Source organism: Rhodococcus sp. NPDC056506 (assembly GCF_042794945.1).
GTDB lineage: Bacteria > Actinomycetota > Actinomycetes > Mycobacteriales > Mycobacteriaceae > Rhodococcus_F.
In genome coordinates, this window is the sequence record NZ_JBHTSW010000003.1 from 148,131 (window position 1) to 170,801 (window position 22,671).

The window sequence follows — 22,671 nt, forward strand, 5'->3', positions numbered from 1 at the left end:
CGATACGGATACAACCCGTGCGACGTCTCGCATCACACACGGTAGCGGCGAGGATCGGTGATTGGATGAGCTTTGATCCACTCCGAGGTGCGCGTGAGTCCTGCTTTCAGGGAGACCTGTGGGCTCCAGTCCGTCAACTCACGCACTCGACTGTTGTCGGACACCAGGCGGTGAACCTCGCTGCCTGCTGGACGGTTACGTGAGCCTTCGGTTGTGACAGATGCGGAAGACCCCGTGATCTCGATCAGCATGTCAATCAAGTCGCGGATCGAAATCTCCTGGCCGGTGCCGAGATTCAAGGTCAATCCGAGCGTTCGCTCGGATTCCGCGATCTCCATGAAGCCCCGGGCAGTATCGTCGACGTAGGTGAAGTCCCGAGTCGGGGTCAGTGCGCCGACAGCGATCTCGCCTGCACCGGAATGCAACTGGTGCAGGATCGCAGGAATCACGGCGCGTGTCGATTGCCGCGGGCCGAACGTGTTGAACGGTCGGCAGATCGAAATCGGCGTATCGAAGGAGTGAAAATAGGACAACGCGACCATGTCCGCCGCAATCTTGGATGCGGAGTAGGGAGACTGGGGTTGCAACGGGTGAGTTTCGGATATAGGTACTTCCCGAGCAGTTCCGTAGACCTCGCTGGTTGACGTATGCACCACCCTCCGCGCGCCGTGACGGCGCGCGGCATCCACAATATTCTGGGTACCAAGGACATTCGTCTCCAGATACGTTTGTGGAGCCTGGTAACTGTATGGGATTCCGATCAGTGCCGCGAGGTGGAAGATGGTGTCGATCCCCTCTGCCGCATCGAGGACTTGTCCGCTGTCACGGACATCTCCTGCGATCATCTCGATATCGGGAAGGTGATCCGAAAGAAAGCCGGCCGATGCGTAGGGCTTGTAGTGCGCGAGAACTCGTACGTGCGCGCCTTGCCTGAGTAACTGCTCAACCAGGGAGCTGCCGATGAAGCCTTCGCCGCCGGTGACCAAGACCTTTCGTCCGAACCAGAATCCATTGACTTGCACAATTTCACTCATTTGATTCCTTCACTCGTATTGACGTTTTCGGGCGTCGCGTGTTTGCGGGTGGCGAGCTCCCGTAGCCAGTTCGCTACTGTTAGTGCGGAATCGTTCAGTCCCGGAGTGAGATCGGTTGCCGCCGTCGCACGTTCAGCGGATTCTCCGAGAAGGTCGTCAATCGCGCTCGCCAGGTTTGCCGTGGTCAGATCCGCGTCTCCCAGCATTCGGGCGCCGCCGCGAGTTACGAGAGCTCGAGCATTGTGTCGCTGGTGGTCACCGATCGCGTGTGGGTAAGGCACGAGGACGCTGGGCACCTCTACATGCGAAATCTCGGCGACGGTGATCGCTCCGGATCTCCCGACAAAGACGTCGGCGCCCGCATATACCAAATCCATCCGGTCCAAGTACGGCAACACCAGCACGTTGTCGAGGTCTTCGACAGCGGCGGAGGCCTCGGAGAAGTACTCGGGCCCAGCCTTCACAACCAGGCGGATGTTGTTGCGGCCGCGCCACTCGCGCGCCAGTGACAGTGCGGTATCGGTCATTCGGCGAGATCCGAGGCTGCCGCCGCAGACGATGACGAGGGCTTGTCCTGCCGCCGCATCGAAACTGGCACGTGCCTGATCACGGAGCGCATGTTTGTCGAGGCCGGCGATCTCCCTCATCAGCGGGGTTCCGACTACCCGAACCTCACTGCGCTTGAATGCCGGCGCAGCCTCGGCAAATGCTACTGCGACCCGGGAAGACAAGTTCGCGCACAGTCGGTTTGCCCGTCCTGCCACGGCATTGGATTCGTGGATCAGTGTCGGTATTCCGGCGAGGTGCGCACCCAGCACGATCGGCAGACTGGGATACCCGCCGGTACCGAACACGACGTCTATATCGAGTTCACGAATCGTTCTGGCGCACTGAATGCCGGACCGTGCGAGTCGTGTCGCTGCTCTTGCACTACCGCGCACACCGGTAAGGCCTTCGATCTCGGCTGTGCGCAGTCGGTAGCCGGCCGCGGGCACAATTCTTTCTTCCAGTCTGCCTTTCGCGCCGAAGAAGTCGATCTCGACATTGGCATCGGGAATCTGACACAAGGCCTCGGCTACAGCGAGTCCCGGATAAATATGTCCACCGGTGCCACCCGCTCCGATGGCGACTCGCAGAGTCGATCGCGGTTCGTTTGTCATACCGGCACTGTGCGTGAGCGAGATTAGAACTCTGTTAGCGCCGACGCTCTGTGTGTCAGGGTGAGTTGAGTCCAGCGCTTCACAGTGACCCCGCCTGCAGGGAAAGATGTGAGAAACCCGGCGAACTCACCGCCGAAAGGGCCGAGATCGCCGCGACTCGAATCCAACTGGACGAACAGGTTCGGGTGACCTCCCTTTGTCCGTGCGGGCGCCGACCCCCGGTATTCGAGGTCAAGTAAAATTCCTGTGATCAGTCCGAGAAGAGAAAGGGATCGAAGTGACCGCGCATACCGAGCAGCTCGAGTTCCAAGCAGAAACACGTCAGCTGCTGGATCTGATGGTTCATTCAATCTATACGAACAAGGACAGCTTCCTTCGTGAGTTGATCTCCAACGCTTCGGACGCGCTGGACAAGCTCCGCCTCGAGTCTTACCAGGACAAAGACCTCAACGTCGACGTCTCCGATCTGCATATCGAGATCGACATCGACAAGGCAGCACGCACCCTGACCATCCGCGACAACGGCATCGGCATGTCGCGTGACGAGGTCGTCGACCTGATCGGCACGCTCGCCAAGTCCGGCACCGCCGAAGTCCGTCGCAAGCTCAAGGAAGCCAAGGATGCAGCGGCATCCGAAGAACTGATCGGTCAGTTCGGCATCGGCTTCTACTCCACGTTCATGGTCGCGGACAAGGTCACGCTGCTGACCCGCCGCGCTGGTGAAGATCATGCGACGCGCTGGGAATCGACCGGCGAAGGCACGTACACGCTCGAGCATGTGAACGAGGCACCGCAGGGTAGCTCCGTGACCCTGCACCTGATGCCCGAGGATTCCGAGAACGGCCTGCACGACTACACGTCGGAATGGAAGATCAAGGAACTGGTCAAGAAGTACTCCGACTTCATCGCGTGGCCCATCCGCATGGATGTCGCTCGTACGTCGACGCCGGCCGAGGGCGAGGAGCCCGAGGTCACCATCGAGACCGAGACGATCAACTCGATGAAAGCTCTGTGGACTCGTTCCAAGGACGAGGTGTCCGAGGACGAGTACAAGGAGTTCTACAAGCACGTCAGCCACGCCTGGGACGAGCCGCTCGAGATCATCCCGATGAAGGCCGAAGGTACTTTCGAATACCAAGCGCTGCTGTTCATTCCGTCGACGGCGCCGTTCGATCTCTTCATGCGTGAGCGCAAGGCCGGCATCCACCTCTACGTCAAGCGCGTCTTCATCATGGACGACTGCGAAGAGTTGGTGCCCGATTACCTGCGTTTCGTCAAGGGTGTCGTCGACGCACAAGACCTCTCGCTCAACGTCTCTCGTGAAATTCTGCAGCAGGACCGGCAGATCGCTGCCATCCGTCGTCGTCTGACCAAGAAGGTCCTCTCGACCATCAAGGACATGAAGGCGAACGAGCCCGAGAAGTACTCGACCTTCTGGACCGAGTTCGGACGCGCGCTCAAGGAAGGCCTGATGGCCGATGCCGACAACCGCAAGACGCTGCTCGATATCTCTTCGTTTGCCTCGACCAACAGCGAAGAGGGCGTGACCACCCTCGCGGAGTACGTGGAGCGCATGAAGGACGGTCAGGAACAGATCTACTTCATGACCGGCGAATCTCGTCACCTCATCGAAAGCTCCCCGCACATGGAGGCTTTCAAGGCCAAGGGCCTCGAGGTTCTCGTACTCACCGACCCCGTGGACGAGATGTGGGTCGACGCTGTCTCGGACTTCGACGGCAAGACCTTCCAGTCGATCGCCAAGGGCGAGGTCGACCTGGACACCGAGGACGAGAAGAAGGCGGCCGAGGCCGAGCGCGAAGAGAAGGAAAAGGAATTCGGCGCGCTACTGACGTGGCTGACCGAAACCCTGTCCGACGACATCAAGGAAACGCGTCTCTCGACGCGCCTGACCACGTCGGCTGCCTGCATCGTCGGCGACGCGTTCAGCATGTCGCCGACACTCGAGAAGATGTACAAGGCTTCGGGTCAGCCTGTTCCGCACAGCAAGCGCATCCTCGAGCTCAACCCGGCACACCCGCTGGTCTCGGGTCTGCGGGAGGCGCAGGCCGCCAACGACAATGCAGAGAACCTGACGGAAACCGCTCAGCTTCTCTATGGCATGGCGTTGCTTGCCGAGGGCGGCGAGCTGAGCGACCCGGCGCACTTCACGCGTCTGCTGGCCGATCGTTTGGCTCGCACAGTCTGATCTGGTCCTAGCTGGCTCGAACTCCCGGCATCCACCTTCATCGGTGGGTGCCGGGAGTTTTTTCTTGATCGTTTTCTATTGAGGACCGTTTCTGTCCGCAATAACTTCTAACGTAGTCCTCACAGGGCACGAACCCACTAGCGAAGGAAAACATCATGAACGCACCGACCACCACCGTCACCGGCGAGCGCGCGGATCTCCTCCAGAGCCTGCGACAGCATCGTGAATTCCTTCTCTTCACCGTCAAAGACCTCACCGACGAACAGGCTGCTTCGAGGCCGACCGTGAGCGAACTGTGCCTCGGCGGATTGGTCAAGCATGTGGGGCAGTCAGAAAAGGGTTGGGTCGACTTCATCCTGGAGGGGCCGGCCGGACTGGGTGGAGACTTCGATCCCACCCAGTGGTCGGAAGAGATGCAGCAGGAACGGGTGAACGAATTTGCCATGGTCGAGGGTGAAACCCTGGCAAGCATCGTTTCCGAATACGAGGGGATCGCGGCCAGGACCGACCAGTTGGTGGCCTCGCTGGACAGCCTCGACATCTCGCATCCACTGCCGTCGGCACCGTGGTTCGAAGCGGGGGCTCGCTGGTCAGCCCGACGCGCGTTGCTGCACATCATCGCCGAGACGGCCCAGCATGCGGGCCACGCGGACATGCTTCGCGAAGCCATCGACGGTTCCAAGACGATGGGTTGATCGACCTGTGATGTTTACACATCACACAAATATGTAACACTAGTGTCTATGAGCACCGAAAAGTCTGCCTTGCAACCGCCGATGCAGTGGGACGCCTGGGGCGATCCGGCCAAGAAGCGTGAACTGTCGGACGCAGTCACATCGTTGTTGACCGGATTTCTCGGTGTCTCCGCACCGACTCGATCGCGTCTCGCCATCGAAGACGTTCAGGTGACTCCGTCCGCTATGGCTCAGTCGCATGTCGAAGCGCTGGCAGGGCTGGTCGGGGCCGAGTACGTCAGCACCGAGGATTCCGATCGAATTCTTCGGGCCGGTGGCAAGAGCACCCCGGATCTGCTTCGCCGTCGTAGCGCCGAGCCGCAGGATGCCCCCGACGCAGTCGTCACCCCAGGGACAGACGCAGAGGTCGAGCAGCTTCTCCGGTACTGCACTGCCAACCGGATCGCAGTGGTCCCGTTCGGCGGCGGCACCAGCGTCGTCGGCGGGCTCGATCCCATCCGCGACGGGTTCGACGCAGTTCTTTCTCTCGACCTGCGTCGGTTCGATCAACTCGTCGGGTTGGACGAGGAGTCGGGCATCGCGACGTTCGGCGGGGGAACCACCGGCCCACGCGCCGAGGAGCTACTGCGTGAACACGGCTTCTCGGTCGGGCACTTCCCGCAGAGCTTCTTGTTCGCCACTCTGGGCGGATTTGCCGCTACCCGGTCTTCGGGGCAGGCGTCGGCTGGATACGGACGCTTCGAGGACATGGTCCAGGGCCTCACTGTTGTCACCCCGAGTGGTGTGGTCGAGACCGGGCGCGCGCCGGCATCCGCCGCCGGCCCCGACCTGGGTGAGCTCTTTGTCGGCTCCGAGGGCACCTTCGGCGTCATCACGCACGTGCGTGTGCGGGTTCACCGCCTGCCGGAGACCACGGTGCGCGAAGGGTGGAGCTTCCCCGACTTCGCCACCGGCGCAGCTGCATTGCGTGAGCTTGTCCAGGAAGGATCGGCTCCGACCGTGCTGCGGTTGTCCGACGAGGCCGAGAGCGGCGTGAATCTGGCGACCACCGACAAGATCGGCGAGAACGCCTTCACCGGTGGTTGCCTCGGCATCACCACCTACGAGGGCACCGCTTCGCACACCGCTGAACGGATGGCGGAGGCCCGAGCAATTCTCACCGCTCACGGCGGCACGTCGCTCGGCGAGGAGCCCGGAAACAGCTGGGAACACGGGCGATTCGATGCGCCGTATCTGCGTGACGCTCTGCTCGATGTCGGCGCACTGTGTGAAACCCTCGAGACAGCAACCACGTGGGGTAACCTCGCGAACCTGCGCTCCTCGGTCACCGAGGCGCTGACCAAGGCTCTCGTCGAGCAGGGGACTCAGCCGCTCGTGATGTGCCACATTTCGCACACCTACAAAACCGGTGCTTCGCTGTACTTCACCGTAGTCAGCGCGCAGACCGAGGATCCGATCGCTCAGTGGCACAAGGCGAAAACTGCCGCTGGCGATGCGATCATCGCCGCCGGTGGCACGATCACCCATCACCACGCTGTCGGCGCCGATCACCGCCCATGGATGAAGGACGAGATCGGTGAATTGGGCGCGAATATCCTTCGCGCAGTGAAGAATGCAGTGGACCCTGCTGGCATCCTCAATCCTGGAAAGCTGATTCCGTGACCGAAACCCGCAGTCAGATCGAGAAGGTTACCGTCCTGATCAATCCGATGGCGGGACATGGTCACGCGCCCGCGGCAGGACGCAAAGGTGTTGCGCGACTGCGCGCTCGGGGAGTTGCCGTCACCGAGATCATCGGAACCGACGCCGACGACGCCAAGAAGTTGGCGCGTCGTGCGATCGAGGAGGGTACCGACGCACTCGTAGTGGTCGGCGGCGACGGTGCCATCAGTATCGGACTGCAGGCTGCCGCGTTGACCGAGACGCCCATCGGGCTCATTCCGGCAGGCACCGGCAACGATCACGCCCGTGAGTTCGGCATTCCCACAGGCGATCCCGAAGCAGCAGCCGATGTGATCGCAGACGGTGTCGTGCAGCAGTCAGATCTGGCGAAGATCACGCTGGCCGACGGTTCCGTCGTCTGGTCGGGAACCATCATCGCCAGCGGATTCGACTCGCTGGTCAGCGAGCGGGCCAATCGGATGTCCTGGCCCAAGGGGCCGATGCGCTACAACCTGGCGATGCTCGCCGAGTTGGCGAAGATGAAGCCGTTGCCGTACCGGATCGAACTCGACGACGAGGTCATCACGGTGGACGCGACGCTCGTGGCTGTTGGCAACGGCCGCTCGTACGGTGGCGGCATGCTCATCACTCCGGGCGCGTCGAAGTCGGACGGGTTGTTGGATCTGACCGTCGTCGGGCACGGTTCGAGGTTGCGTCTGGTGCGCCTGTTTCCGCGGGTGTACAAGGGAACTCACGTCTCGCTCGACGCGGTGCAGACGTACCGATCCAAGAAGGTGCGGTTGGTCTCCGAGGGCATCATCGCTTACGCGGACGGCGATCGGGTGGGGCCGTTGCCCATCACGATCGAGGCAGTTCCCATGGCGCTCAACATCTTGACGCACACTCGGATCTGAGTTGGGTCCTGCCGGGCACCAGGTAGCGGTGGTGTCAGACTTCTCGGATGAACGAATCGACGAAGTCGGCGCACCGCCGCACTGCGTGGACGTCGGAGAAATGGCAGCTAGCCACCGACATCCCGTTGACCGCTGCGGCCTGCCTGTTCTTGGTGGCGTACGCGTACCAAGTGCTGGCGCAACCGACGGGCCTCCCCCATCGTCTGACCGAATGGATCATGTGGGCTGTGTGGGTCGTTTTTGCCGTCGACTACGCAGTTCGCCTGTGGTTGGCACCTGCCCGCGGTCGCTGGTTCGTCAGGCATCTCTTGGATTTGGCGATGGTGGTGTTGCCCATGCTGCGTCCGCTGCGCCTACTTCGGTTGGTCACACTGCTTGCGATAGTCCACCGCTCGAGCGGGCAAAGCTTGCGTGGACGAGTGGTCGTGTACGCCACCTTTGCCACGGCATTGCTGATCGGTGTTGCGGCGCTGGCCATGCTCGATGCCGAGCGTCATGCGCAGGGCGCTGCCATCACGTCGTACGGAACGGCATTGTGGTGGGCGATGGAGACGGTCACGACCGTCGGTTACGGAGACATGGCTCCCGTTACCACGACCGGGCGCATGATCGCCGGAGCATTGATGATCGGCGGAATTGCGTTGCTGGGCATCGTGACTGCCACACTCGCTTCCTGGTTGGTCGAGCGCGTGGCGGAACAGGACGAGGCATCCCAGGCTGCGACGCGTAAGCAGGTGGCGGATCTGTCCGAGGAAGTCCGAGCCTTGGCTGCCCGCACTCACCGGGTTGATCTCGCGTCCGTCGATACCGATTCGCTGCGTCGTGAATTGGCGTCGAGGGGAGTCGTGGCGCAGCACGCGTCTTCAGGCAACTGACATGCATCGCAGCGAACAATAGAACGATGGTCTGATAATCTTGCGTGATGGTGGCGACCCACGGATTTCAGCGCGCGCGCAGGCCTGAGCAGATCGAAGCGCGTCGGTGCGCGATTCTCGATGCGGCCCGCGCGATGCTCGGGTCCAGGCCCGTCGCCGACATCAGCCTGCGTGAGCTCAGTGAGAGCGTCGGACTGGCGAAGTCCAATGTGCTTCGCTACTTCGACAGTCGCGAAGCCATCTTTCTCGAAGTGCTCGACGAGAACTGGGTTGCGTGGTTGGACGGGTTGTCCGAGTCGTTGGCTCCGGCCGGTGACGACTCACCGTTCGCCACTGAAATCCATGTGGCATCGACGGTTGCGGAATCGCTTGTCGCACAGCGTTTACTGTGTGAGTTGATGAGCGTCATGGCAGGTGTCCTCGAAAGAAACATCTCCGTCGACTTCGCCCGTGACTTCAAGAAGCGGGCAACGGTCAACTCGGGAAGGTTTGCGTCGCTGATTCATTCGCAATTGCCTCACCTCTCGGAGGGCGACGCGGCTCAATTCGCCAAGGTGACCCTGGTGATCGTTGCCGGCATGTGGCCGACTGCCGAGCCTGCCGAATCCATGGTCGTCGTACTGAACGAGATGCAGGCGCCCCCTGCTGCCGACATGTTCGCAACCGGCCTACGTGAAGGTCTGATCAATCAGCTCGTCGGGCTGTCGGCGCGAGCGGCAACCCGAACGAGCTGAGCACGTTCAGGCGCTGTGCAGCGTCAGGACTGTGATCTCGCTCGGTGCGAACACTCGGAAGGGCGGACCCCAGAACCCGGTTCCCCGGCTTGTGTACAACTGCGTGCGGTCGCCGTGACGGGTGAGCCCGTGCACCGACGGTTGATCGAGTTTGACCAGAAGGTTGAAAGGCCAGATCTGTCCGCCGTGGGTATGACCGGCGAGCTGCAGATCCACTCCCGCGGAAGCGGACTGAGTTACCTGCTTCGGTTGATGGGCGAGCATCAGGATCGGCAAATCGGGGTCGGTGCCGGCAAGGGCCATATCGAAGTTCGCGCCGTGACCGTCGAGCTTCGATCCCAGAGCGGTGGCGTCGTCGACTCCGGCGATGACCAGGTTGTCGCCGCCCTTGGTGACGACGAGGTGCCGGTTGTGCAGGGCATCCCAGCCGATCGAGGTCATGTAGTCGAGCCACTCCTGAGCCTCGTGGAAGTACTCGTGATTCCCGGTGACGTAGACACGAGCGAATCTGGCTTCCACCGACGCGAGTGGGGTGGCTTGGCCGAGGCGCTGCTCCACTGTTCCGTCGGCAATGTCACCGACGTGGGCCACGATGTCGGCGTCGAGTTAGTTGACTGCCGCGATAACGCGCGCGGACCACTTCTCGCGATTGATCGGGCCGAAATGGGTGTCGGTAATTGCGACTACTCGAAGCTTGTCCATTCCCGCTCCGAGCCGAGGGATGGTGACGTCGACGTGCTTGATCCGTGGCAGTCGCATGGCTTCCCGATAGCCCCAGATCAGCAGCACGGCCGAGACGATCAGCGCCGCAACGGCGACAATTCTCGACCGAAGCAGATCCTCCACGCCGCCGACGAGGAGTCCGAGTCGCAGGATTTCGCCGAGCAGCGTCCACACGAACACGACCCAGATGACTCCGAGGAGCGCATCGCCGACCATGCGAATGGGATCACGATCGGTGTGGCCATGGCTGAGCACCATCGAGGCAGGCAGGGTGATCAGGAGGGCGGCAAACAGAACGGTGCCGAACACTGTCACGGCCGTCGGCGGCCAGTCCGGCCGGATGAACAAACTCCACCACGGGTACACGAACAGTAGGGCCAAGATCGACGCGACAATCGCGGAAATGGCCACGATCCGCAACGGTCTGCGGCGCGGAGCTTGGACGACGTCGGTCGCCTGGGGTGTAGTCACCCCGTCCAGAGTAAAGGTCCACTGGTCTATTAACAAGGAGACGCCGGTCCGCTATTCGGTTGTCGGTGTCTTCGGCTAGTTTCCTGATGTTGAACTTGGTCCAAGCTCAGGTGGGTGGCATATGGAGAAGTACGACGTCAAAAAGGACTACAAGGATCTCTATTCGCCCGGCCGTCGCGATTTTGCCTTCGTGACCGTCCCTCGCTTCGGCTACTTTGCCGTCGACGGTCACGGTGATCCCAACACTGCCACCGAGTACTCCGAGGCGCTCGAAGCGTTGTATTCGGTGTCCTACGCGACCAAGTTCGCGAGCAAGAAGGAACTGGATCGCGACTTCGTCGTGGGCCCGCTGGAAGGGTTGTGGCGGGCAGATGACCCCGAGGTGTTCGTGACGCGGGACAAGTCGTCGTGGGATTGGACGATGATGATCTCGCAACCGGAGTGGATCACGGAGACCGAACTGTCTGCGTCGATTGACGCAATCCGGGCCAAGGCAGTGCGGGCCAAGAAGGACATTGCCGCTCTCGACAAGGTCAGGTTTCTCGAGTTGGAGGAAGGCCTGTCCGTTCAGATTCTTCACGTCGGCTCGTACGACGACGAAGCTCCCACCCTGGACCGGCTGCACAACACGTTCATCCCGTCGAACAGCCTGAGCTTCAACGGCGATCATCACGAGATCTACCTCAGCGACGCTCGCCGGACGCCGCCCGAGAAACTGAAGACGGTTCTGCGTCAGCCTGTTTCGAGGTAGCGATTACGGCTCGAGGCCGCGCAACTTCTCGAGGTCGCGTCGCTCACGTTTGGTCGGTCTGCCGGCGCCGCGATCACGTCGCGGGATGGACGCGATCAGTTCGGGAGGCGGTGGGGGTGGTGAATTATCCTGCAGGCAATCGGCGGCCAGCACGGCGCTGACTCGTTTCGTGATCGGCTTGACTACTACGACGATGCGCTCGATGCCGGATACGCGCACCCGTACCTCGTCGCCGGCTTTCACCTGCTGAGCCGCCTTTGCCGACGTTCCGTTGACCCGAACGTGTCCTGATCGGCATGCGGTCGCCGCCTGCGAGCGTGTCTTGAAGAGTCGAACGGCCCACGTCCAGCTGTCCACGCGGACACTGATCGCGTCGGAGGGGAGTTGGGCTGGCACGCTCTCCAGCCTACCGATGCAGGCTCAAAGACCCTGTGTGCGGATACCCGAGTATGCGCGCGGTGCGTACTGCAGACGTAGGGGAAGTAGATGCCAGAACCGATCGGTCAGTGTCAGGAAGCGGGCGAACCAGAAGTACATTCGTTCGTCGCGCGGCGTCCATTCCCATCCGAGGGTTTCGCGCGCCTTCTCCGGCATCAGTGCCTTGCCGATCCAGTTCGCCACGGCCATCGTGGGGCGCGAGGAGAGTTTCCACAACCACGTCGGCACCTTAGGTGCCGGTGCGATGTTGTGCTCGGAGATGCGCGTCGACCACTTCGTGGTGTGAGTGTCGATCAACCGGTTGTCGAGCATGTCTTCCCAGTACGCGCGAAAGCTCGCGTAGTCGTCGAAAGCGGGTCGATCGGTGAGACCGTAACAACGCCACCAGGTTACGGCCTCACGGACAAGCTGGTCCTTCTGCTCCGGTGTGAACTTCTTGTATGCGAATCGTTCGTTGAAATCGAGTATCACCTCGAAGAACGTGACGTGAGTCCACCAGAAAGTGTCAGGAGCGAGGGCGTGGTAGCGCCCGCCGGTTTCGTCTGTTCCTTTGAGATCGGTGTGGAAGTTGCGAACGAGCGTGCCTGTGCCCTCTTCGGTCCGGTCGTACACGACCCCGTAGATGGGAGGAAGTGAGCGAAACAGGCGGTCGAGCGGATTGTCGAAGAAGTTCGAATGATCTTGCAGCGCTCCACTTACCGCGGGGTGCATGTTCTGCAGCGTGCCTGCGCGTCCGAGATACAGCAGACCGCGAACGTCGCCGAAGTGTGTCCACGTCAGGGAGCCGGGGCCGATCGGATCGGCTCGTAGTTCCCTGGGCTTGGGTCGACGAGTGTCGGTGTCCGGATTGCTGCTCATCTGGTTGACCCTCCGCCTGCGCTCATGTGACAACGGTTGTTGTCACATGATGACTTTTGCTGCGCCGCGCGAATTTGTCAATGGATTCGGCAAGATCTGCCCGAAACAACTCCGGCCCTTCACCTGCGACAGGTGAGGGGCCGGAAGAGTGAAGCGGTCGGACTCAGGCGTATTCGTAGAAGCCGCGACCGGTCTTCTTGCCGAGGCGACCGGCGTCGACCATGCGGCGAAGCAGTGCCGGCGGAGCGTAGTGCGGTTCTGCGAATTCCGCGTACAGCGACTCTGCTGCTGCGAGAGCGATGTCGAGACCGACGGTGTCGAGGAGCGTCAGCGGACCCATGGGGTAGCCGCAGCCACCCTTCATGGCCTCGTCGATGTCTTCTGCTGTGGCGTAACCGGATTCGAGCATCCGGACGGCCTGGCACAGGTACGGGATGAGCAGGGCATTGACGATGAAGCCCGAGCGGTCGCCCGCTCGAACCGTCTTCTTACGCAAGGTGTTCTTTGCGTAGTCGGTGACGGCGAGGACGGTCTGTTCGGACGTTGTGAGGCTGACCACGATCTCCACGAGCGGCATGACCGGCACGGGGTTGAAGAAGTGAACGCCCACAACCTGGCCGGGGCGCGAGGTGGCCTTGGCGATCTTGATGACGGGGATCGACGAGGTGTTGGTCGCCAGAATGCCTGCAGGCTTGACGATCTTGTCGAGCTTGCCGAAGATCTCGTACTTGAGAGCCTCGATCTCGGGAGCCGCTTCGATCACCAGATCGCGATCGGCGAACTCTTCGATGTCCAGGGTGACGCGAACGCGTGCGACGGCGGCGTCGGCGTCTTCCTGGGTGATCTTGCCCTTGGCTACGCCGCGGTTGATCGACTTGGCGATCCGCTCGCGAGCGGCGGCCGCGAATTCTTCCTTGGTTTCGAGCACCAGTACCGAGCTACCGGCTTTTGCACAAACTTCGGCAATGCCGGCACCCATGGTGCCGCCGCCGATTACGCCTACGAGTTCCACGATTCTCCTCAAGATTCTTCAGACAGGGGACAAGCCCCCGTGCGCGGTTAAGGAGTCTATGGACTGCCTAACCGCGCACAGGGCCGGAGGCCCTACTTCAGCAGCGCACGCGACATCACGACGCGCTGAATCTGGTTGGTGCCCTCGTAGATCTGCGTGATCTTGGCGTCGCGCATCATGCGCTCGACAGGGAAGTCGGTGGTGTAGCCGGCGCCGCCGAACAGCTGCACTGCGTCGGTGGTGACCTCCATGGCAACGTCCGAAGCGAAGCACTTGGCGGCAGCGGAGATGAAGCCGAGGTTCTTCTCGCCACGCTCGGCGCGAGCAGCGGAGGTGTAGACCATCAGACGTGCGGCTTCGACCTTCATCGCCATGTCGGCGAGCATGAACTGCACAGCCTGGAAGTCGCTGATGGACTTGCCGAACTGCTTGCGGTCCTTGGTGTATGCCAGTGCTGCGTCGAGTGCACCCTGGGCCAGGCCGACGGCCTGTGCGCCGATGGTGGGACGCGTGTGGTCGAGGGTCTCGAGAGCCGTCTTGAAGCCGGTGCCCGGTTCGCCGATGATGCGGTCACCGGGGATGCGGCAGTTCTCGAAGTACAGCTCGGCGGTGGGGGAGCCCTTGATGCCGAGCTTCTTTTCCTTCGGTCCGACGACAAAGCCCTCGTCGTCCTTGTGGACCATGAAGGAGGAGATGCCGTTGGCACCCTTGTCGGGATCGGTGACAGCCATGACGGTGTACCAGGTGGACTTGCCGCCGTTGGTGATCCAGCACTTGGAGCCGTTGAGGATCCAGTCGTCGCCGTCAGCCTTGGCGCGGGTACGCATCGAGGCAGCGTCGGATCCGGCTTCACGCTCGGACAGTGCGTACGACGCCATTCCGCCGTTGACGAGGTCCGGGAGCACCTTGGACTTGAGCTCTTCGGAACCCTTGAGGATCAGGCCCATGGTGCCGAGCTTGTTCACGGCGGGGATCAGCGAGGAGGAGCCACAGACGCGGGCAACTTCCTCGATGACGATGCAGGTGGCGACGGAATCGGCGCCCTGGCCGTCGTAAGCCTCGGGGACGTGGATGGCGTTGAAGCCCGACGCGTTGAGGGCGGTGAGAGCTTCCTCGGGGAACCGTGCGTTCTCGTCGACGTCCTTGGCGTACGGCGCGATTTCCTTCTCGGAGAGTCCGCGGATAGCAGCCCGCAGTTCGTCGTGCTCTTCGTTCAGCGCGAAGAGATTGAAATCCGGGTTTCCTGCCATGGGAACGCTCCTTGGTGAAGGTGGCTTGAAGGCGGTCGGTGCGGCTCCGGCGTTACCAGCGAGATTCGCGGACAGACCGGTGCCAATGACTCCAGTCAAACACGGCACTGAGTGCCAGGTCAAGGGATGGGCGTGTGAAGTTTCGGTGCACGAGGAGTGTCAGCCGAGTTGTTCGTGGATCTTTCTGCTGATCTCCTCGGGGGAAGTGCCCGGGGCGAACGCTACTACCAGCACAGACTTCGATTCTGGCGTGCTGGTCTTGGATCCGGGGGCCACGCCATACGTCCGCCGAACGTCGAGAAGCGCCTGACTCAGCGCTTCGGCTGTGGCGTCCTCGTCGCCCTTGATCATGCTTCGCAAGAGGTAGTTGTGGCACGCGGTGACAGCTGCGGCAAAACCGACAACCTCGAGGACGGGTTCGCGGGGAACAGCGCTGCGGAGGTAATCGACGAAAAGGCGCTCGTAGCGGAATCCGGTGACCAGCTCGCGATCGCGGAGGGCCGGGACATGCTGTACGACGCGGTATCGCCGCATCGACAGGTCACGGTTCCGGCGGAAGAAATCGAAGACGAGTCCTGCTGCGTCGCACACGGACGCCCAGGGGTCGGCGGAATCGGATGCAAGGAATTCGGCGACGTGTTCGAGGAGGGATTCGTGATCGGCGAAGATCACGTCTTCCTTGGAGCGGAACTGCCGGAAGAACGTCCGACGCGATACACCGGCTGCAGCGGCGATCTGCTCGACGGTGGTGGCTTCGTACCCGTTCTCCGAGAACAACCGGATCGCTTGAGACGCGACGTGCACCCGAAACTGTGCGGGGTCAGTTCCGGGCAAGTCTGCGCGTTCACTCATGGGGACAAGTATTGCGCCTGTGGGGACCATCCCGGTGTGACGGGCAGGATCGAGGTGCCGGGCAGTTCTGTATCAACGGTGTGCGGTGGATGTGAATTGGTAGGTTGCCGCCTCGACGATCTCCTCGGGGGAGATAGCGATTTCCTCGTTCAACCATGCGGTGACCAACTCGGCGAGGCCGCCCACAAAGAGCAGTCCGTTGATCTGACCTTGACGTGGTGGCCAAGCTCGGTCGCCGTACATTTGCGTGGCTTCGTCCGCGACCATCTGAGCGAAGCCGTGCAGTACTGCGCGTCGGTGTGTACGCAGGGGTTCGTATGCAGCGGATTCGATCATTGCGACACGGCCTTTACGGGGATCCTCGGTGAGGATGGTGACAAACGACGCGATGGCATCTCGCACGCGTTGCTCGAGGGTCCCGTCGCTCGCTCGCAGTGCGGCCAGACCTGCGTCGCGGACCTCGTCGGCAATCCCGTCCAGGATCTTTTCCAGCAATTCGTCTCTGCTGGAGAAACTTTCGTAAAAGTAGCGTTCCGTCAACTTGGCCTGTGCGCAGATAGCGGTCATCGTGGCGCCGCGATTGCCTGAGGCCGCGAAGAGTTCCATCCCTGCCTCCATCAAGCTTTCGCGCCGCAGCGCCGAGCGCTGGTCGCTGCTCAGGCCGGCATATCGACGCGGCGTAGGGGGAGTCATAGGTCGATATTGACAGACGCATGAGTGTGACGCAGACTACTATCAATCTGACAGGAGACACTGTCAGATTGAGCGAGAGTAGAGGTCACAGTGCCCAAGATCCTGGCTCGTCCCCCGATGAACTCACCTTTGCACCCGATTTCGGGTCGTTCCGGGCTGCCCCTGGTCGGGCATGCGCTGGCATACATTCGCGATCCACTCGCCTTGATGCAGGAGAACTGGGATCGATTCGGCGAGGTGTCCTGGTTCTCCATGGTCGGTCGGCGATGGATCGCTGTACTCGGGCCTGACGCATGTCAGGAGGTCCTGCAGAACAAAGATCGGGCTTTCGTCAACAGCGACGGCTGGTCGGTGCTGATCGGTCCCTTCTTTCACGGTGGGCTGATGTTGCTCGATTCCGAAGAACATTTACGACACCGTCGAATCATGCAGCAGGCGTTCACTCGGTCACGGCTCGAGAAGTCTGTCGACGTTCTCAACCCGGCAATCGACTCGGCGCTCGACGCATGGTCTCCCGCTGACGGATTCCGTGCCTATACGGCACTGAAGACGTTGACCCTCGATCTCGCCACAGACATTTTCATGGGCGGCGCGGAAGGAAGCACCGAGAGCGAAATATCTTCGGTGAAGAAGGCTTTCGTCGATTGTGTCCAGGCAGCAACCTCTCTGGTTCGCTACCCCGTGCCGGGGACGCGATGGAAGCGAGGGCTCGACGGCCGCCGGGTCCTGGAAGACTTCTTTCGTCGTTACCTGCCGGCGCGTCGAAGTCTCGAAACCGATGACCTGTTCTCCGTGCTCTGTCACATCGAATCCGAAGCGGGACAACGCTTCAGCGACGACGAAGTGATCGACCACATGATTTTCCTCCTGATGGCCGCACACGATACTTCGACGATCACCCTTTCCACGATGATGCAATACCTGGGTCAGCACCCCACGTGGCAGGACAAGTGCCGGACAGAATCGCTCGCTCTGGGGACCTCGACGCCCAGCTATGCAGATCTCGACGGCCTGAGCAGCCTTGACCTGGTGATGAAGGAATGCCTCCGACTCGTCTCTCCCGTACCGGTTATGGCGCGGCGAGCGGTCCGCGACACTCAAGTACGGGGTCACTTCGTACCGGCGGGAACGTATGTTTCTGTCGCCCCTCACTTCACGCACCACATGGCGCAGTACTGGCCTGATCCCGAGCGTTTCGATCCCGAGCGCTTCGCCGAGAACCGACGCGAAGACAAGGTTCATCGGTACGCGTGGGAGCCGTTCGGCGGTGGAGTGCACAAATGTCTCGGAATGCACTTCGCCGGCGCCGAGATCAAGGCAATCATGCATCACCTCCTTCTGCGCTTCGACTGGAACGTCGACGCCGATTACGTCGCCCCGCTCGACTTCACGTCCTTACCGTTCCCCTCCGACGGTCAACCTGTCGATCTGCGTCGGCGTCCCACTCCGGTGCGCTGAGCCCCTCCGGCCGAGCTAGTTCGACGCCCGCAGTTCGAACTTGAGGACCTTGCCGGTCGGGGTGCGGGGAAGGTCGAGGGGGAAGACGATGTCACGGGGAACCTTGTATCCGGCAAGCAAGGCGCGGGTGTGCTCCACGATGTCGTCTGCGGAAGCCTGTAATCCCTTGCCCAGCACCACGAATGCTTTCGGCCGCTCACCCCACTTCTCGTCCGGAACGCCGACGACTGCAACGTCGATCACGGCGGGGTGGCTCATGATCGCCTGCTCCACCTCGACGGTGGAGATGTTCTCCCCGCCCGAGATGATGATGTCCTTCGCGCGGTCCTTGAGCTGGATGTAACCGTCGGGATGCATGACGCCGAGATCCCCGGAATGGAACCAGCCACCGGCAAATGCTTCGGCAGTCGCGGCCTCGTCTCGGTAGTACCCGAGCATGACGTTGTTGCCGCGGAGCACGATCTCGCCCATCGTCTGACCGTCGGCGGGAACGTCGTTCATCTCGGCATCGACAACGCGAGCATTTTCGGCCTGCACCATGCCGACTCCCTGGCGGGAGAGAAGTGCGGCACGCTCGGACTGAGGCTTCTCGTCCCAAGTCTCCTGGTACTCGCAGATCGTGTACGGCCCGTAGACCTCGGTGAGCCCGTACACGTGGACGACGGTGACGCCGATGTCTTCGAGCTTTCCGATGATCGTCGGCGACGGGGGAGCGCCGGCGGTGGTGATGCGCAGGGCGTCGACCTTGTGAGCCTGCTCGGCATCGGCGATGGTCGAGCAGACGGTGGGGGCGCCGCACAGATGCGTCACGCCCAGATTGTCGATGGCGTCCCAGATCGCGTCGGCGCGGACCGCACGCAGGCAGATGTGTGTGCCCGCTGCCTGAGTGACGGCCCACGGCGTGCACCACCCGTTGCAGTGGAACATCGGCAGTGTCCACAGATACTTCGTCGATCCGTCGAAGCCGTTGTGAAAGGTCTCGCCTAGCGAGTTCAGGTACGCCCCGCGGTGGGAGTACATGACGCCCTTGGGCTTCCCGGTGGTGCCCGAGGTGTAGTTGATGGCGATGCACTGTTGCTCGTCGTCGACGCCCCAGTGCAGTGGCTGATCGGCGAGTGCTTCGCCTTCGGCAATCAGATCGGCGTATTGCCCGGTGACGATTCCGGCGGGAACGTCCGGATACGGGACGGTGGAGTCCGGGATCTCGATGATCTCGCGCAAGCTCGCCACGTTTGTCTTGGACGAGGTGACCGAACCGACGAATTCGGAGTCGACGAACAGGATCGTGGTTCCCGAGTGATCGAGAATGTACTCGAGTTCGGGACCGGCGAGGCGTGAGTTCAGGGCGATCAGGACTCCGCCGGCGAGTGGGACGGCAAAATGCGCGAACAGCATCTCGGGAACGTTCGGAGCCAGATATGCAACGCGGTCACCGGGCTGAATGCGTTCACGCAGGACGCGGGCCAGCGATGCGACCTCGTCTCCGAAGACGCGGTACGAGTAGGTCCGGTCGCCGTGTACGACGGCGGTGCGATCGGGGAACACCGCAGCGCTGCGCTCGAGAAAGCGCAGCGGACTGAGCGGGGTGTTGTTGGCTGCAACAGCTGTCGGGACAGACAAGGTTCCTCCGAGGCGACGTGGCACGGTTGGTGTCACGATAAGTGTGATCGGCACTACAAATGGTCTGGATGCACGCTATTGCCCAGTCACAGGTGCCGCTACCCTCTGAATTGGGTATGTGGGATGCCGGGAGGTGCGTGTGAGCAGGGTATTGAGGCCGAGCGACGACGACGCGTTGCGCGCCGAGCTGCGTCGACTACATCCCCGGACCGAGTTGCCGGTTCTGTTCGGCGGTTGTGTCAGCGACCGGTCGCTCACCATCACCGGGCACGTGGGCACTCGCAGCAACATCCTGCGAAACCTGCAAATCGACGCCGAATGCGGACTCGGTGGCCGGGCGATCGCAGAACAACGACCGGGCGCGGTCCAGGACTACGCGAACTCGTCGCACATCACGCACGACTACGACTACGAAGTGGGCGCCGAAGCGATCGAATCCTTGATGGCAGTCCCGATCGTCGTACGCGGGGTTACTCGCGGAGCGATCTACGGAGGACTGCGTGCCAACCTGCCGATCGGCGACGTGATCGCCGAGACGATGATGCGATCGTCGTACGCGTTGGCCCGCGAATTCGAGATCCGCGACGAAGTGGATCGGCGCGTGGCGATGCTCGATACCGCTGCGGTGGAACATGGTTCGAACCGCGACGCCCAGATCTCCGAGGGATTGACCGAGAGCGTACTGGCGCTCGGCGAGATCGCGGCGAACCTCGAGGACACGACTCTCAGCGCGCAGGTCCACGCCGTCGAGGCAAAGCTTCGGGCATTGGCCTCGCCGATTCCCTCCGCGAACACTCCAGCCGCGAACGCCGTTGTCCTGTCACCACGCGAGCGGGAGGTGATGGGGTACGTCGCCCTCGGACTACGAAATGCCGAGATCGCCGAGAGGTTGTCCTTGAGCGTCGAAACGATCAAGACGTACATGCGGAATCTGATGGGAAAACTCGACGTCCGCAGTCGTCATGAAGCGGTCGTGGAAGCGCGGCGGCAGGGTTTGATTCTGTGAGGGCTTGATTCTCTGATCGGTCCCGCCAAGCGGAATTTCGGAACTGCGTCGCCGCCCCGGTTGATATGACGGACCTCACTATCGGCAGAGTTCTACACGAGTGATGAGGGCATCGATGCAGGATTTGTTCGACAACAACGACATGACCGGCCTGGCCGAAGCAATCAAGAGCGGCGACGTCTCCGCCAAGGAAGTCCTCGAGTTCAGCCTGGACAGGCTCGACGAGCGCAACCCGGCAGTCAACGCAGTGATCAGTGAGCGTCGAGAGGAAGCGCGCAACGAGGTATCAGGCGGTCTGCCGGAAGGTCCACTGCACGGCGTCCCGTTTGTGATCAAAGACCTCGGCATGGACGTCGCAGGATTGCCGAGCACCAATGGATCTCGATTGTTCGCCGACGCTGTGGCAGAGGAAGATTCGACGCTCGTCGAGCGCTACCGTCAGGCTGGTCTGGTTGTCATCGGCAAGACGAACACCCCGGAGTTCGGCAAGAACGCCAGTACCGAACCTGCGCTGTTCGGACCCACCCGCAATCCGTATGCACTTGATCGTTCGCCCGGCGGATCTTCGGGTGGCACGGCTGTAGCTGTTGCCGTCGGAATCGTGCCAGGCGGACATGCCAGCGACGGTGGTGGATCGATCCGTATACCCGCATCGGCATGCGGCTTGGTAGGCCTCAAGCCAAGCCGTGGACGCACTCCGACGGCGCCGGCGCGCACGCTCTTCTCGTCGCCGATGAGTGTTCATCACGCACTCACCCGAAGTGTCCGCGACACCGCGCTGCTTCTCGATCTCTCCGCCGGACCGACAGTTGGCGATCCTTACGTGATTCTGGCGCCGAAGCGGCCGTACGTCGAGGAAGTGGGCGCGGATCCCGGACGGTTGCGGATTGGTCTGAGTAACGCGCTGCCGGACGGTACCCCGGTTGATCCGGAATGTGCGGCCGTCACAACCAGTGTTGCCGGCCTGCTCGAAGAACTCGGTCACGATGTCACCGAGAGTGCCCCGAACTTTCCCCTCGATGCGCTTACTGCCGGGCTTTCGGTGTTGATGGGTATTCCGATGACGATCGAGGTCGACGAACGACTCGCGGTCCTGAACCGCGCAATCCGGGACGACGACCTCGAGCCGATGGCCCGGATGATCTACGACCGTGCGAAGTCCGAAAGTGCGACGAACGTCGTCACGGCGTTGCAGGAACTCGAGCGGGCAGCCCAGGTGATCGGTGCGTTCTTTGTCGATCACGATCTGTTGCTGACGCCGACGATGGCTCGGCCGGCAGCTCCGCTCGGTCTGCTCGATACGGCAAATCCCATGTCGATCTGGGAACACTCGGCCGGATACAGCGGTTTGACCAGTCCGTTCAACAGTTCCGGTCAGCCGGCGATTTCCTTGCCGATGGGGCACGACTCGGCCGGTGTGCCGATCGGCGTTCAGTTGGTCGGTGCGTTCGGACGCGAAGATTTGCTGATCCAGGTTGCGTCGCAGCTCGAAACGGCCCGTCCGTGGTCCATTGCGCCGGTGTGGCCGCCGGTCCCTGTCTAACGCGCGCGGTTGTTCGAGCAAGGGGAGGGCGTCAGGCGATGATGCGAATTGGCCACTGGCCGTTCACATCTGCGACGTCCCTCCCCTGGCTGAGTAGGTACTCGGCGAAATCACGCTGGCGCTCGGCGTGCCAATCGGCTTGATCGACCATGAGATCGAGCCCCAGGATGTCGGGGAACCGCACGGCCAGCTCGCGGGCCAACGCAGCCGCTGCCTTGGCATCGGCCTCAGCCTCGTGGGCCGACTCGAGGGAAATCCCGTAGTGCTCGCACACGGCCGCGAGCGTTCGTTTGCCCTTGCGGAAGGTGTCCATGGCGCGATCGATCACGTACGGATCGATGACCAACCCCGGAACGAAGGCGGGCCTGCCGATGCGCAGACCCTCGGCGTGCATGACCGTCAGATCATAGGAGGCGTTGAACGCCACGACAGCGTGATCGCGTGCCCAGGAATTGTGCAGGGCCTCACGGATCTCTTCGTAGCCCTCGGAGTAGTTCTGGCCGTGTTGCGCCGCGAACTCGGTGCTGATGCCGTGAATGGCCGAGGCGCCGGCGGGGATGTCGACGCCGGGATCGAGTAGCCACGTGCGTGTTTCGACACTCGAACCGTCGATCACCGCGACGCAGGCACTGACGATACGAGCGGTCGACGGATCTCGTCCCGTGGTTTCGAGGTCGAACGCGCAGATCGGGCGATCGGACCAGCTACTCATCGGG

General features: G+C 62.0%; 20 protein-coding genes and 1 pseudogene. 10 read left to right on the forward strand and 11 right to left on the reverse strand.

Features of this window, described 5'->3' with window-relative positions; genetic code table 11:
• Positions 1 to 32: 32 nt before the first annotated feature.
• Both ACFQ6H_RS04515 and ACFQ6H_RS04520 read right to left on the reverse strand, forming a co-directional pair.
• Positions 33 to 1,034 (reverse strand): GDP-mannose 4,6-dehydratase, encoded by a 1,002-nt coding sequence (locus ACFQ6H_RS04515; protein ID WP_378644263.1) that lies wholly within the window; start codon positions 1,032 to 1,034, stop codon positions 33 to 35.
• Positions 1,031 to 2,194, reverse strand: coding sequence for a glycosyltransferase (locus ACFQ6H_RS04520; RefSeq protein WP_378644265.1), 1,164 nt, complete (start codon positions 2,192 to 2,194; stop codon positions 1,031 to 1,033). Before ACFQ6H_RS04520 ends, ACFQ6H_RS04515 begins: the two co-directional genes overlap by 4 nt.
• 277 nt (positions 2,195 to 2,471) lie before the next feature.
• On the opposite strand from ACFQ6H_RS04520, the gene htpG reads away from it, so the two are divergent.
• From htpG to ACFQ6H_RS04550, 6 genes are all read left to right on the forward strand, one after another.
• Positions 2,472 to 4,400: a molecular chaperone HtpG gene (gene htpG / locus ACFQ6H_RS04525; RefSeq protein WP_378644267.1), complete on the forward strand. Its 1,929-nt coding sequence runs from the start codon at positions 2,472 to 2,474 to the stop codon at positions 4,398 to 4,400.
• A gap of 155 nt (positions 4,401 to 4,555) precedes the next feature.
• Positions 4,556 to 5,095 carry a DinB family protein gene (locus ACFQ6H_RS04530; protein WP_378644269.1) on the forward strand — a complete coding sequence of 180 codons (540 nt, stop codon included), beginning with the start codon at positions 4,556 to 4,558 and terminating at the stop codon, positions 5,093 to 5,095.
• An 81-nt stretch (positions 5,096 to 5,176) separates the two neighbouring features.
• Positions 5,177 to 6,757 carry an FAD-binding oxidoreductase gene (locus ACFQ6H_RS04535; RefSeq protein WP_378446964.1) on the forward strand — a complete coding sequence of 527 codons (1,581 nt, stop codon included), beginning with the start codon at positions 5,177 to 5,179 and terminating at the stop codon, positions 6,755 to 6,757.
• On the forward strand, positions 6,754 to 7,671 hold the full coding sequence (locus ACFQ6H_RS04540) for a diacylglycerol kinase (RefSeq protein WP_378531690.1): 918 nt from the start codon (positions 6,754 to 6,756) through the stop codon (positions 7,669 to 7,671). Before ACFQ6H_RS04535 ends, ACFQ6H_RS04540 begins: the two co-directional genes overlap by 4 nt.
• 47 nt (positions 7,672 to 7,718) lie before the next feature.
• A complete protein-coding gene (locus ACFQ6H_RS04545) occupies positions 7,719 to 8,546 on the forward strand; it encodes a potassium channel family protein (RefSeq protein ID WP_378644271.1) in 828 nt (275 codons plus the stop codon).
• A 47-nt stretch (positions 8,547 to 8,593) separates the two neighbouring features.
• Positions 8,594 to 9,280, forward strand: a complete 687-nt coding sequence (locus tag ACFQ6H_RS04550; RefSeq protein WP_378644273.1) for a TetR/AcrR family transcriptional regulator — start codon at positions 8,594 to 8,596, stop codon at positions 9,278 to 9,280.
• Positions 9,281 to 9,286: 6 nt separating this feature from the next.
• On the opposite strand, the pseudogene ACFQ6H_RS04555 reads toward ACFQ6H_RS04550, so the two are convergent.
• Positions 9,287 to 10,474: pseudogene (locus tag ACFQ6H_RS04555) on the reverse strand (metallophosphoesterase).
• A gap of 121 nt (positions 10,475 to 10,595) precedes the next feature.
• Between ACFQ6H_RS04555 and ACFQ6H_RS04560 the strand changes: the two are divergent.
• Positions 10,596 to 11,225 (forward strand): GyrI-like domain-containing protein, encoded by a 630-nt coding sequence (locus tag ACFQ6H_RS04560; RefSeq protein ID WP_378629327.1) that lies wholly within the window; start codon positions 10,596 to 10,598, stop codon positions 11,223 to 11,225.
• A 3-nt stretch (positions 11,226 to 11,228) separates the two neighbouring features.
• Here the strand turns inward: ACFQ6H_RS04560 and ACFQ6H_RS04565 are convergent, their stop codons facing one another.
• The 6 genes from ACFQ6H_RS04565 to ACFQ6H_RS04590 all read right to left on the reverse strand — a co-directional run bounded on the left by ACFQ6H_RS04565 (position 11,229) and on the right by ACFQ6H_RS04590 (position 16,328).
• Positions 11,229 to 11,621, reverse strand: coding sequence for an RNA-binding S4 domain-containing protein (locus ACFQ6H_RS04565; RefSeq protein ID WP_029256216.1), 393 nt, complete (start codon positions 11,619 to 11,621; stop codon positions 11,229 to 11,231).
• Positions 11,622 to 11,645: 24 nt separating this feature from the next.
• Positions 11,646 to 12,521, reverse strand: a complete 876-nt coding sequence (locus ACFQ6H_RS04570) for an oxygenase MpaB family protein (RefSeq protein ID WP_378644275.1) — start codon at positions 12,519 to 12,521, stop codon at positions 11,646 to 11,648.
• A 163-nt stretch (positions 12,522 to 12,684) separates the two neighbouring features.
• Positions 12,685 to 13,533 (reverse strand): 3-hydroxybutyryl-CoA dehydrogenase, encoded by an 849-nt coding sequence (locus ACFQ6H_RS04575; RefSeq protein ID WP_378644278.1) that lies wholly within the window; start codon positions 13,531 to 13,533, stop codon positions 12,685 to 12,687.
• Between the two features lie 92 nt (positions 13,534 to 13,625).
• Entirely contained in the window at positions 13,626 to 14,783 is a 1,158-nt protein-coding gene (locus tag ACFQ6H_RS04580) for an acyl-CoA dehydrogenase (protein WP_003939784.1), read from the reverse strand.
• A gap of 159 nt (positions 14,784 to 14,942) precedes the next feature.
• Positions 14,943 to 15,635, reverse strand: coding sequence for a TetR family transcriptional regulator (locus ACFQ6H_RS04585; protein WP_378644280.1), 693 nt, complete (start codon positions 15,633 to 15,635; stop codon positions 14,943 to 14,945).
• 72 nt (positions 15,636 to 15,707) lie between these two features.
• Positions 15,708 to 16,328 (reverse strand): TetR/AcrR family transcriptional regulator, encoded by a 621-nt coding sequence (locus ACFQ6H_RS04590; protein ID WP_378531704.1) that lies wholly within the window; start codon positions 16,326 to 16,328, stop codon positions 15,708 to 15,710.
• 90 nt (positions 16,329 to 16,418) lie between these two features.
• Between ACFQ6H_RS04590 and ACFQ6H_RS04595 the strand changes: the two genes are divergently transcribed.
• Positions 16,419 to 17,786 carry a cytochrome P450 gene (locus ACFQ6H_RS04595; protein ID WP_378644282.1) on the forward strand — a complete coding sequence of 456 codons (1,368 nt, stop codon included), beginning with the start codon at positions 16,419 to 16,421 and terminating at the stop codon, positions 17,784 to 17,786.
• A 15-nt stretch (positions 17,787 to 17,801) separates the two neighbouring features.
• Here ACFQ6H_RS04595 and ACFQ6H_RS04600 read toward each other — a convergent pair whose 3' ends face one another.
• Positions 17,802 to 19,406, reverse strand: coding sequence for an acyl--CoA ligase family protein (locus ACFQ6H_RS04600; protein ID WP_378644284.1), 1,605 nt, complete (start codon positions 19,404 to 19,406; stop codon positions 17,802 to 17,804).
• A 139-nt stretch (positions 19,407 to 19,545) separates the two neighbouring features.
• Here ACFQ6H_RS04600 and ACFQ6H_RS04605 point away from each other — a divergent pair, with 139 nt between their 5' ends.
• Positions 19,546 to 20,412, forward strand: coding sequence for a response regulator transcription factor (locus tag ACFQ6H_RS04605; RefSeq protein ID WP_378542665.1), 867 nt, complete (start codon positions 19,546 to 19,548; stop codon positions 20,410 to 20,412).
• 115 nt (positions 20,413 to 20,527) lie between these two features.
• Positions 20,528 to 21,955: an amidase gene (locus ACFQ6H_RS04610; RefSeq protein WP_378542667.1), complete on the forward strand. Its 1,428-nt coding sequence runs from the start codon at positions 20,528 to 20,530 to the stop codon at positions 21,953 to 21,955.
• Between the two features lie 31 nt (positions 21,956 to 21,986).
• On the opposite strand, the gene ACFQ6H_RS04615 is transcribed toward ACFQ6H_RS04610, so the two are convergent.
• Positions 21,987 to 22,667 (reverse strand): 3'-5' exonuclease, encoded by a 681-nt coding sequence (locus ACFQ6H_RS04615; RefSeq protein ID WP_378644290.1) that lies wholly within the window; start codon positions 22,665 to 22,667, stop codon positions 21,987 to 21,989.
• Positions 22,668 to 22,671 lie beyond the last annotated feature (4 nt).